This is a genomic window from Nostoc sp. C96 (genome assembly GCF_059384975.1).
Window position 1 is genome coordinate 2,649,108 of the sequence record NZ_CM182020.1, and the last position, 12,640, is coordinate 2,661,747.

Annotated in this window: 8 protein-coding genes; 3 read left to right on the forward strand and 5 right to left on the reverse strand. The window is 38.7% G+C overall.

Annotation, left to right across the window (positions count from 1 at the left end):
* Window positions 1–59 precede the first annotated feature (59 nt).
* Window positions 60–188: a hypothetical protein gene (locus tag AC504W_RS11445; protein WP_281259093.1), complete on the reverse strand. Its 129-nt coding sequence runs from the start codon at window positions 186–188 to the stop codon at window positions 60–62.
* Between the two features lie 836 nt (window positions 189–1,024).
* On the opposite strand from AC504W_RS11445, the gene AC504W_RS11450 reads away from it, so the two are divergent.
* Window positions 1,025–1,336, forward strand: a complete 312-nt coding sequence (locus AC504W_RS11450; protein ID WP_494877806.1) for a hypothetical protein — start codon at window positions 1,025–1,027, stop codon at window positions 1,334–1,336.
* Between the two features lie 278 nt (window positions 1,337–1,614).
* On the forward strand, window positions 1,615–4,179 hold the full coding sequence (glgP, locus tag AC504W_RS11455) for an alpha-glucan family phosphorylase (protein WP_494877807.1): 2,565 nt from the start codon (window positions 1,615–1,617) through the stop codon (window positions 4,177–4,179).
* A 68-nt stretch (window positions 4,180–4,247) separates the two neighbouring features.
* Here glgP and AC504W_RS11460 read toward each other — a convergent pair whose 3' ends face one another.
* The 3 genes from AC504W_RS11460 to AC504W_RS11470 all read right to left on the reverse strand — a co-directional run bounded on the left by AC504W_RS11460 (window position 4,248) and on the right by AC504W_RS11470 (window position 6,423).
* The gene (locus tag AC504W_RS11460) at window positions 4,248–4,994 is read right to left on the reverse strand and encodes a DUF429 domain-containing protein (protein WP_494877808.1); all 747 of its coding nucleotides are present in this window, start codon (window positions 4,992–4,994) and stop codon (window positions 4,248–4,250) included.
* 271 nt (window positions 4,995–5,265) lie between these two features.
* Window positions 5,266–5,541: a hypothetical protein gene (locus tag AC504W_RS11465; RefSeq protein ID WP_494877809.1), complete on the reverse strand. Its 276-nt coding sequence runs from the start codon at window positions 5,539–5,541 to the stop codon at window positions 5,266–5,268.
* 258 nt (window positions 5,542–5,799) lie between these two features.
* Window positions 5,800–6,423, reverse strand: a complete 624-nt coding sequence (locus tag AC504W_RS11470; protein WP_494877810.1) for a 4Fe-4S single cluster domain-containing protein — start codon at window positions 6,421–6,423, stop codon at window positions 5,800–5,802.
* Window positions 6,424–6,957: 534 nt separating this feature from the next.
* On the opposite strand from AC504W_RS11470, the gene AC504W_RS11475 reads away from it, so the two are divergent.
* A complete protein-coding gene (locus AC504W_RS11475; protein WP_494877811.1) occupies window positions 6,958–12,126 on the forward strand; it encodes a PAS domain S-box protein in 5,169 nt (1,722 codons plus the stop codon).
* A 24-nt stretch (window positions 12,127–12,150) separates the two neighbouring features.
* Here AC504W_RS11475 and AC504W_RS11480 read toward each other — a convergent pair whose 3' ends face one another.
* Window positions 12,151–12,636, reverse strand: coding sequence for a YcxB family protein (locus AC504W_RS11480; protein WP_494877812.1), 486 nt, complete (start codon window positions 12,634–12,636; stop codon window positions 12,151–12,153).
* Window positions 12,637–12,640 lie beyond the last annotated feature (4 nt).

Genomic DNA, 12,640 nt, shown 5'->3' on the forward strand with positions numbered 1-12,640 from the left:
GCAATCATAATATTATATTGCTGCCAATTGTGTTATATTTTTCAGCTAATTAAATTTTACTAAGGTGGAGTATCACCGACTTCAGCCATCACATTAAAATTTACCATCGGTGCAAACAAGTAAGCGCTTCCCCGACTGCAATGGCGAATTTCTTGCAATGAATTTTTAGAGTATGGAGCTACGCTCATGTTGCACACAGATGATTTATAACTTAACCAAGTCACGATTTCATTTAGATGGGTGGCTTTTCATAATAATTGCCTCCCAGAATAACACATTTTATTTTTAATGTCTCACTCCCAAGTAGGAAGATAATCAAAATATAATTAATTGCCTGAAATTGGTAATTTAAACAACATTCGTTTGCGGATCAATAGCTGGATTCAAAATTTTATCTTGGTCATCAAAAGTACATTGAAACAATTTGCTGTTCGGGAGCATCCCAAAGGTGTAAAAACATATTTTGTCTGGCGATCATAATGAAATGAAGCGTAGCAATCGCACAGTCTAGCTGCTGCAATTACGACATTCCGCTTCGCTCCCTACCCTTCTCCTGACGGAGACGCTACGCGAACGGGAAGGCTAACGCCTACGCAATGACTATTTCTCCTCATTTGGTCAATTGGCAAAATTGGGATGTTACCCGTTGTTCTATGTTGACTACACTAGAAAAAATTTAATTTTTTTTATAGAATTTTTGTCAGTCAAAAAACACATAGCAGGTCTGGAATTTAGTAAATGATAACTGCGCTACTATTGGGCAGTTATATCAACACAATTTAGAAAAAGCTGTTACCTTTTCTTCATAGAGAAACTGTCTAAATTGAACTAGATTGAGCAATAACCATAATCTCACAATTGTAAATCACCCGATCAGGTGAGCCAAATGGACGATGTGTCTGGAATATCCGCCATTATAAATTTTGAAATCTAGAGAAGATGCAAGTTCTTAGTAGGAATCCTCACAAGAAACCCAAATTTACAGACTAAGCTCCTTTCATTAACTGCCACACTGGTTGAAATTATGGTGGAAATTAAACAAATCGTCCAGCAAGCTTTTAGAACTGGTTATTTGAGTATCGCCGAGCAGAACCAGATACAAGTGTTACTACGGCAAGATTATGATTCAGAGGACTTGGATGCTTTTATTATTTTGCAGCGAGCGATCGCCTCTGGTGAGGTTCAAAAAGAATTAAAGCATCGACAAGCCAATCCTGCTAATCATAATTCTAATATAAAGCTTGCTTATAAGATAGCCGCAGAGTTGGCTTATGCAGCGGCTCAAACTCTCAAAATGCCAACAAACCCCCAAGATCAGCCTTCTTTGGGCAGTTAAACACTGCTACTCAGACATTCACCTCTCTGTGATGGGGGGAATGGGGAGTTGTCATGTGATACATGTCAATTATTAAATTTTGCTCACCAAGCAGATACTCAAAGAGAACACAGAACAATAACAAAGATGCTTGGTGCAAGATTTAGCCATAATTCTCGTGCAAGTTTTGAATACTTAACAAAGTCATCAGTACTTTACAAACACAGTATAAAGAATTGGCAACATTGCAGAAAGAAGGTAAACAATAACCATAGCTGAACTTGGAGAGTTGCTAACCTATGCAGCCAATTCGCACTTTTAATGTTTCCCCATCACTACCACCGCGCCTGGAACCACTGCGACGGCTGGCATATAACTTGCATTGGGATTGGAATGTTGAGACAAAAGATTTATTTCGCCGTTTAGATACAGATTTATGGGAATCTAGCCGCCATAACCCAGTGTTGATGCTGGGTACTATCTCCCAAGCGCGGCTGTTGGAGGTAGTGGAAGATGATGGCTTTTTAGCACAAATGGATCGCGCCGCCCGACAATTAGAAGATTATCTCCAAGAAGGAACTTGGTATCAGAAACAACGCAGTCAAAAGCCCAAAGAGTGTTATGCCTATTTTTCGGCAGAATTTGGCTTGGTTGACTGTTTACCTGTTTATTCTGGTGGCTTGGGCGTTCTCGCTGGTGATCACCTAAAATCAGCCAGTGACTTAGGATTACCTCTAGTTGGTGTAGGCTTGCTTTATCAACAAGGGTATTTTGCTCAATATCTCAACGCTGATGGCTGGCAACAAGAGCGCTACCCCATCAACGATTTTTATAATATGCCCTTGCATTTGGAACGCAATCCCGACGGTTCAGAATTGCAGATTGCCGTTGATTATCCGGGGCGTAAGGTGTACGCCAGAGTGTGGCGGGTACAGGTGGGAATGGTGCCTTTGTATATGTTAGACACCAACATCGAACCCAATAACCAATACGATCACGACATCACGGATCAGCTGTATGGTGGCGATATCGATATGCGTATCCACCAAGAAATCATGTTGGGGATCGGTGGTGTGCAGATGCTCAAAACTCTGGGTTATGATGTCACTGCCTATCACATGAATGAAGGTCACGCTGCCTTCTCGGCTTTAGAGCGTATTCGGCTCTTAATTCAAGAAGAAGGGTTGAGCTATGCCCAAGCTAAACAGGTGGTGATGTCTAGCAACATCTTTACGACTCACACACCTGTACCTGCGGGGATTGACTTGTTCCCTCCCGATAAGATTTTGTATTATCTGGGATATTATGCAGATATTTTTGGTTTGCCCAAAGAGCAATTTTTAGGATTAGGGCGAGAAAATACTGGCGATTTATCTGCACCGTTTAGTATGGCAGTGCTGGCGTTGAAAATGGCGACGTTTTCTAACGGGGTGGCGCAGCTACATGGTGTGGTATCGCGGCAGATGTTTCAGGCATTGTGGAAGAAAGTCCCAGTCGAAGAAGTTCCAATCACCGCTATTACCAATGGTGTTCACGCTCGCAGTTGTGTAGCGAAATCAACGCAAGAATTGTACGATCGCTACTTAGGGCCAAACTGGTCGTCAGTACCACCAGAGAATCAACTGTGGGAGCGTATGGAAGCCATTCCCGATGAGGAGTTGTGGCGCAATCACGAACGCTGCCGCTTAGATATGGTACTTTACGTGCGGGAGCATCTAGTTAAACATTTACGCGATCGCGGTGCTTCGGCTTCGGAAATTGCCCAAGCCCAAGAAGTATTAGACCCTTATGTTTTAACCATTGGTTTTGCCCGACGCTTTGCTACTTATAAACGTGCTACCCTGTGGATGCGCGATTTAGAACGCATTAAACACATCTTACTTGGTGATAAAAGTCGTAAAGTCCAATTTGTCATCGCTGGTAAAGCCCACCCCAAAGATATTCCTGGAAAAGAACTGATTCGTGATATCAATCACTTTATCCGCGAACACCATTTAGAAAAACAGGTTGTTTTTGTTCCTAACTACGATATTCATATCGCTCGGCTAATGGTAGCCGGGTGCGATATCTGGTTGAACACACCCCGTCGTCCACGAGAAGCTTCCGGTACTAGCGGGATGAAAGCCGCTATGAATGGATTGCCAAATTTAAGTGTTTTAGATGGTTGGTGGGATGAAGCTGATTTTGTCCGCACCGGTTGGGCGATTGGACACGGCGAAAATTACGAAGATCCCAATTATCAAGATGAAGTGGAAGCTAACGCTCTCTACGATTTGTTAGAAAAAGAAGTTGTGCCTCTATTTTATGACCACCGCGACGATGATGGTTTGCCCAGACCTTGGGTCGCTAAAATGAAAGATGCTATTCGTTTGAACTGTCCGTTCTTTAATACAGCGCGGATGGTGCGCGATTATGCTCAACGGGCTTATTTCCCAGCCAGCGATCGCTGTCATACTCTGATTGCTGATAATTACGCCCCAGCTAAGGAATTAGCTGCTTGGAAAGCTAAACTCAGCGACCACTGGTTTAACCTCATTATCAAAGATATTGATGTCTCAGTCGGTTCAGATATTAAGGTTAACCAAAGCGTTACTGTCAAAGCCAAAGTGGATTTAGCAACTTTGAGCAATGATGATGTACAAGTAGAGTTATATCAAGGTGCGATCGATGCTAACGGTGAAATCGTCAATGCGACACCAGTAGTTATGGATTACCAAGGCCAAGATTCTCAAGGCTTGAGTGTCTACACGGCAGATATTATCTACACTACCTCTGGTTTTCAAGGCTTGTCCTTGCGTGTATTACCCAAACACCCACACTTGTCTAATGCTTATGAACCAAGATTAATTGCTTGGGCGGAATAGAAGGCAAAAATATAAAGGCAAAAGGTAAAAGGTAAAAGGCAAAATATTCTTTTTTTACTTTTACCTTTTTACTTTTGACTTTTATTGGGGATGACAATGTAACCTGTGGTGCGATCGCCTAATACTAAGTTGCGTTGTTCTCCCCAATACCACCAGTGTGCAGCTACATAAGCACAGATTAGACTGTCTAGTTTATCTTCAATTGCTTTGAGGGCTGCACCTGTGGAAGGTAAAAGGAAAAAGTCAAAAGGAAAAAGATGAGATTGTGGCACTTTCAGGGTAGGTTCGAGATTGGGTAAAATTTCGAGAATATATTGATAGAGTTTAATTAATTCTAGGCGGCGCTCATTGATGCGTCCTTTTTTATATTTAAGAATACGTTCTAAACCAAATAAATGGACTATTGCAGGGTGAGGAAAAACTTCTATTTGATATCTGCCAAATTTTTTTGCTTCTATGGTTGGTGCATGAGCATAACCACGGGATTCTAATTCTAAGCCAAAGTTAATTGTCCGTGCTGCAAAAGGCAAATTTTGATTTGCTGGATAACAGCCTGCGTGATATTTGCCAAAGTATTTATGACTGAGTTTATCTGGTAGGCGACTACCTGTAGCGTTAGGAATGAGAGTCGGTGCATCAACAGCAATGATGGCTGGTTCTTCTGGTTGTACCCAAGTATCTATCCAAGCTAAAATTTCTGCGATCGCATCTTGGCGATCTAAATCTATTAATTGCAACTTTCCGTCTATTAATTGTAAACAGCATAAGCCACTTGGTTGCGATTTCCAACCTAAATCAATCCCAATAAATTTCATCTATATCTAATTACTTGCAAATGAAAAATTTACCCATCTCTAATTTTAATCCCATCGCGCTCAAACTCTGATATGGGTAACTTTTTTGTAAGGACGCATAATTATACGTCTTTAGCAATTAATTAAATATAATATTTATATTTATAAGTAAACAGAGAAATAAGTTTTAATTTATTTCTCTGCTTCATTTACTTAATTAATGGAAAAGACCAAAGAGGCTTTTCCTAATGATTCAAAATTTAAGTCTTCAAGAGGACTTCTCAAAATCTTATTAATCTTGAGTTTGAGAACCTTGTGTGCCATAACAACTTTGTCCAGGTAAACACTTGGCAAATGGTGTAACTGTAATGATGCTACCTACAGCTAAACGTGCTATCGGTTGCGATACAACTACTGGCGATGACATTTCAGGTGATGTTTCTGCTGGTGATGATCCTTGAGTTTGTTCTTGACTACGACCATAGTATCTACATCCACCAGCTAAAAATTGCTGTTTTTCGGTAGATAAATCTACGAGTAAATCGGATGCAGTTGTTTGTAATAACATAATCTTGACCTCACTTAGTTGACATAGGTATGTATTAATTACCTATGCTTCTGTTATAAACTGATTGATTCCGTTAAAAATTATTCTTTAGCTATAAAAAAATAAGTCAAAATTCTATCTTGAGATATTGCACAAAAAATCTTCAGCTTATAATTACGTACTAAAAAAAATATTTATTGATGATTTTTGCAGAAAGAATATAATTAACGTGCGCCACCAACAGAGACACACGTTAATTTATAGTTATCTGTAAAAAATTTAAGTCAATTCCAGTCGCCCACGATAGCCAGTAACAATACGGCTACCATCCTTGAGAATATGGATTTCGATTTGGTCACTAGCCCAAGTAATTTGGTCTGCTAAAGCTGGGTTAAAGACATTCACGCGTTGATTGCTAGAAGAAACTGGTGAGTCGGGAGAATTAATCGCCAAAGATTCTACAAATGGCCCATCAATTAAAATATCTAACTGTTCTAATAATTCTTGCGAACCTGGAGGTGCAGATTCAGACTGGAGTTGCTTAAGGGTAAAACCGGAAAAAGACATAACATTTAAGCCAGCTGCTTTCAGTTTACGTGCTAAAGCGGCTAGTGCAGATGCTTGCCAAAAGGGTTCACCACCAGAGAAGGTTACGCCTGTGTTTTGTGGTTTACTCAGTATTTGTTCGGCTAGGGTATCAACAGAAATCAGTTGGTTAATTTCAAATGGCCAAGACTCAAGATTAAAGCAACCGGGACATTCACGACGACAACCTTGTACCCAGACAACAGCACGGTAACCAGGGCCATTAACTTCTGACTCGTCAACATAACCCATAATGTTGAGATAGCCAAGGGGAATTTCTGGAAGTGTTGGTGATGGGCGAGTTGGTTGAGTTTCCATCTGTTTCCTCCTGTGCTTAAATTACCCAATAGTCTTGATGTTTTGATCTGAATTATGTGGCGCGATCGCTGTCAAAATCTTGATGAAAGCAATTATCGCTACAAGTTACTTGATTTGCTGCATTTGATTTGACTAAACCGCATCTAATTTTGGTTGTTACGCAGCAAATACCAAACCCAACAAAAATTGAACACTAAAAAAATGAAGAACTTGTGAGGATAGCTGGTCAAGACTGTGTATCACCAGAAAAACCTACAAGTCAACAGAAAAATGTTTATTCTCCACTGCTTACGCCTAGTATCTATTTTTCATATCAACATCCACAAAACAATTAAATTTATCTTATGAGTATCTTGCTTATTGATTGGGGGAGTAACTTTCTCAAAATTTTATGTCCATCAAGAAGTCTTGGAAAAACACGAATTTTTTCTAATTGCGTTATATTTATTAATGATTTTTGAATTTTAAAAATATATTTTATTTTAACTTTGATTACCATACATTCTTAATAAAATATAAAATTATCTAAAAATTATGTATGATCAATTGATAAAAATTGTATTAATTGATGATCAACCTGAAGATTTAAATTTTTTAACTCAACTTCTGGAAGGTCAAAATTATCAAGTCAAAAAATTCACTTCGGCTAAACTGGCAATTGATGCAGTGCGAGAAACATTGCCTGATTTAATTTTACTTGACGTTCTCATGCCAGAAATGAATGGTTATGCAGTATGTCAACATCTCAAAACTGATAAACAAACTCAAAATATTCCCATTATTTTTCTTAGTCCTATAGAAACTTTACAGGATAAAGAGAAATTCTTTAAATTACAGGCTGTTGACTATATTACTAAACCACTTTGTGCGCCAGAAATTTTAATTCGCGTGCAAAATTGCATTCATCTTCAAGGTCAGAAAAAGCCAGCTATATCTTATTTTCAGCAGCAAACGTTGGCGTTAACACAAAAAGAAGATAAATCCACAGAACAAACTCTCAAACTACTTAATATTAAGCTGCGTAATCACAGTTTAGTATTAACAGAATTAGCTAAAAATCAGATATTGTATCAAGGTGATATCAAGGCAGCATTTGGAGAAATTACAGAAGCAGCTACTAAAAATTTGGAAATTGAACGAGCTAGTATCTGGTTATATAAGCAAAATGCAACTTTTATTGAGTGCCTAGACTTATTTGAGCAAAGCCGTCATCAACATAGCAAAGGATGCACTTTAGCGGTAGTAGATTATCCGATTTATTTTCAAGCTTTGCAGCAAGAAGAAGTAATTGCTGTGGAGAATGTTCACACTGATCCTCGAACTAAAGAATTCTCTCAACCTTACTCAGCCTTGAACATTATTTCTATTCTCGATATACCAATTAGATTAGCGGGAAAGACCGTGGGAGTTTTGTGTTTGGAGATGGTAGGAGTATTGCGTGAGTGGACATTAGAAGACCAAAATTTTGCTCGTTCTCTGACAAATTTAGCTTCTTTGGTACTGGAAGCACGGGAACGTCAACGAGCCGAAACTGCACGTCGAGCGTCTGAAGCCAAGTTAGCATCTGCTTTTAAAGCTTCTCCTGACCCAATTATCTTATGTACATTGCCAGAAATTCGCTACATCGAAGTTAATGATAGTTTTTGTCGGCTATTTGGTTATGCTCGTCACCAAGTGATTGGTCATACTGACCAAGAATTACAGATTTGGGCTAATTGTCAAGAAAGTATTTTTCTCACCCAAATTCTGCAACAAACAAAATCTCTCCGCAACTATGAAGTGGATTTCCGTACTGCAAATGAAGAAATCAAAACAATGTTGTTCAGTGCAGAAATAATCGAAATTGATAGGCAAAAATATGTTTTAGGCACAGCTAAAGACATTACTGAACGTAAACAGGCAGAAAATGAAAGCAGGTTACTGCTGTTAACATCTCAAGCTATTACCCGTGCAGTTGATGTGAATAGTGCTTTAAAAGTAGTGCTGCGCTTAATTTGTCATTCAATCAACTGGGATTTTGGTGAAGCATGGCTACCTAGCGATGATAGTAAAGTTTTAGAACATAGCTTAGTTTGGCATGGAGAGGACATTAGTTTAGAGCAATTCTCAATAATTAGTCAAACTGTTAAATTTGTTGTGGGTGAGGGACTACCAGGAAGGATTTGGGAAACTAAACAACCAGAATGGATTGAAAATGTTTCTGCTGCTGAACAACCAGTGTTTTTGCGATCGCCCCAAGCGGCCAAAGTAGGATTAAAAGCAGCTTTTGGTGTGCCAATTTTAGCTGATGGTGAAGTATTAGCAGTTTTAGTATTTTTTAAACGCAGTGCAGCATTAATAGATAAGCGTTTGCTGATGTTAGTCGGGGCTGTTGCTACCCAGTTGGGCAGTTTGATTCAGCGTAAAATGATCGAAGCTGCCCACAGACAAAGTGAAGAACGTTTACAACTTGCTCTAGAAGCTAGTGATTTGGGCTTGTGGGATTGGAATCTCAGCACTGGTGAAATCTATAGTGACTTGCAGTGGAAAAAAATGCTGGGGTATGAAGAAAATGGCGTTACAAATGTTTCGCAAGTTTTTGAGCAATATATCCATCCAGAAGACTTAGCAATAGTTACTACTGCTTTGGAAGCTCATTTTCAAGGTGTGAGTGCTGTTTATGAAGTTGAGTGTCGGATGCGCTGTGCTAATGGTGAATGGAAGTGGATTCAGTCTCGCGGGAAAATTGTCGAATGTGATGATTGGGGTCAGCCTTTGCGAATGACCGGAACTCATAAAGATATTACAGAACGCAAAACTTTAGAACGAGAATTGGCGTTGCGAGAAGCGCGGCTTAATGCCTTTTTTAGTAGTGTGCCTGTAGGGATGAATATACTAGACAAGCAATTGCGGTATGTGCAGATTAATCAAGTTTTAGCGGAAATTCATAACTTGTCTCAAGCAGAACATATTGGCAAGACGATATATGAAGTTATCCCCCAAATTGCACCTTTAGTAGCAGTATTTTACAAACATGTCTTATTAACTGGAGAAAGAATTCTCAATGTAGAAATTTGTACACCCAAGCCCAAGCAACCAGAAACACTAGGTTATTTTTTGGCTTCGTATTTTCCCATTCCTGGCGAAGATAACTGTATTTCTGGTGTAGGTACAGTTGTAGTAGACATTAGCGATCGCAAACTGGCTGAACTGGCTTTGCAAGCAAGTCAGTTGCGCTACCAAACATTAGCCGAGACTTCACCTGTGGGAATATACCATACCGATAAATTTGGTAATTGCGTTTATCTAAATCAGCGTTGGTGTGAAATTACTGGTTTAAATCAATCAGAAGCTATGGGTACTGGCTGGGCTAAGGCTTTGCATCCAGATGACCGCGATCGCGTTTTTGCTACGTGGTATGAAGCAACAGCAGCTAAATCTCTATATAAATGTGAGCATCGGTTTCTGCGTCCTGATGGTACAAGTGTTTGGGTGATTTGCCAAGCCATACCCGAAATTGACGAAAATGGAGAAATTACTGGACACATAGGGACAATTACAGATATTACTGAGAGTAAACTAGCAGAAGCAGCCTTAAGGGAGAGTGCCGAACGAGAAAAAGCGATCGCCCAAGTAATTCAAAGAATGCGCCAGACTTTAGATTTAAATACAATCTTTGCCGCAACCACTGAAGAATTAAGACAAATACTTAATTGCGATCGAGTAGTTGTCTATCGGTTCAATGCCGATTGGAGTGGTGAATTTGTCTCAGAATCAATGAACGAAGGTTGGATTTCTCTAATGTTAGAACAGAGAACTGATCCCATCGTGACCAACAATGCTTTAGAAGATGGTCGATGTCTAGAAAAGATTTTAGAAAGTGCAGCTTATCCAATTCAAGATACTTATCTGCAAGCAAACCAAGGTGGTGTTTATAACCAAGATGCCAGTTTTCGTTGTGTTGCAGATATTTACAAAGCCGAGTTTGATTCTTGTTATATAGATTTATTAGAACGCTTCCAAGCAAAAGCTTATATTATTGTGCCAATTTTTTGCGGTAGCCAACTATGGGGATTACTAGCCAGTTATCAAAACTCTAGTCCTCGGCAATGGAAAACCGGAGAAATTAACATTGTCGTTCAAATTGGTAATCATTTAGGAGTTGCTTTACAACAAGCCGAACTGTTAGCACAAACGCAAAGACAATCACAAGCATTACAAGCAGCGGTGATTACTGCTGATGCTGCTAACAAAGCCAAAAGCGAATTTCTTGCCAATATGAGTCATGAATTACGCACACCACTGAACGCAATTCTTGGCTTTACGCAAATTATGAGCTATGACCATGAACTGTCAAAAGAACATCAACAGAACCTAGCAATTATCAATCGTGCAGGCGAACATCTGCTCAACTTAATCAACGACATCTTAGAAATGTCTAAAATTGAAGCAGGCAAAACCACATTAAACATCAGTAGTTTTAACTTAATTTCTTTATTAGAAAACCTCGAAGAAATGTTGCGTTTGCGTGCAGAGTCCAAAGGTTTACAACTGCGATTTGAATATGCACCGCAGCTACCACAATATGTGCAAACAGACGAGAACAAACTACGGCAAGTTTTACTTAACCTGTTAGGCAATGCAATTAAATTTACCTCTACAGGCAGTGTAATTCTGCGTGTCAAATTAGCAGATCAAATCACTCAAGCACAAACAAACACAGCAATTATTCCCTACTCCTTACTCCCCACTCCCCAGTCCCTGATTTTTGAGGTACAAGATACAGGTGTTGGCATTTCTCCACAAGAAATTGGCTTGTTGTTTAAAGCCTTTGGACAAACGGAAATCGGTCGCAAGTCTCAACAAGGAACTGGACTAGGTTTAGCCATTAGTCGGAAATATGTGCAATTGATGGGGGGTGATATAACTGTCCGCAGTCAAGAAGGTATTGGTAGTATTTTCACTTTTCAAATTGATATTGCTTTTGCCTCAACTAGTCAAGAGCCAGTTAGACAAATTCAACGCCGAGTTCTGGGTTTAGCACCAGAACAAACAGAGTATCGAATTTTGGTTGTCGATGATGTTTTAGAAAACCGTTTAGTATTGGTTAAATTGCTGCAAATCAAGGGTTTTGCAGTACGTGAAGCTGCAAATGGTCAGGAAGCTATAACTCTGTGGCAAGTATGGCAACCACATCTAATTTTTATGGATATGCGTATGCCTGTTATGGATGGCTATGCCGCTACAAAAGTGATTAAAAAGAGAAATGAAGCAGCAGTTTTTTCTCATGTTCATCCTATTATTATTGCTATAACTGCTCATGCTTTTGAGGAACAAAGACAAGCTATCATCTCAGCAGGCTGTGATGATTTAATTAACAAGCCTTTTCGAGAAGAAGAAATATTCACAAAGATTCGCCAATATTTAGATGTCAAATATATTTATCAGGAAGAAAATCAACAAATTATTCATGCAATGCAGCCAAATTATCAGCCTCAGATTATCTATGAAGATTTATTGTCTTGGTTATCTCAAATGCCAGATAAATGGCTGGCAAATTTACACAATGCTGCGGCTCAATGCAGTGATGATCTAATTGTAGAATTAATGCCAGATATTCCTATCAAAAATATAATTTTTCAACAATATTTAACCGATTTAGCTCATAATTTTCAGTTTGAAAAAATTATGGATTTAACCAAAAAGTATATACAAGATAGTTAGCTACTAATACTTGATCTAATTTCATTACCATAATTTAATTAATTGCTTGCTTTGTAAAAACAAATCAAATCTGTGAATATCTTTTTCACTTTCAAAAGCAGCAACTGGTAAATAATGAAATTGACCTTTAGTCATGTACAAAAAATAATAGTCTGCCTTTTTTGTGACTTGAATAAAGTGTGAGTAATTAAGTTTAACAATACTGCCATCTTCATAAAATACGGCAAAAAAGTTTTCATCAATTTCACAGTAGCGATTTTGAAAGTTTAATGTAGAATTGCGCTTTTGGACTTGAAAAAACAAAGGCAGAGATACAAAGTATGCCATTAAAGCGACAAAATATATCAACCACCAATCAAAGCGATTTTGTAAAACAGAAAAAATAATATTTATTAGTAATAAAACTGCTAAAAGGATAAAGGTAATCTTCATCCGCCTGTAATAGTCAACAGTTAACAATGAGCGTAATTCTTTTGGTGTAATTTGAAAAGTTTTAGTTTTGATGTGCATTATA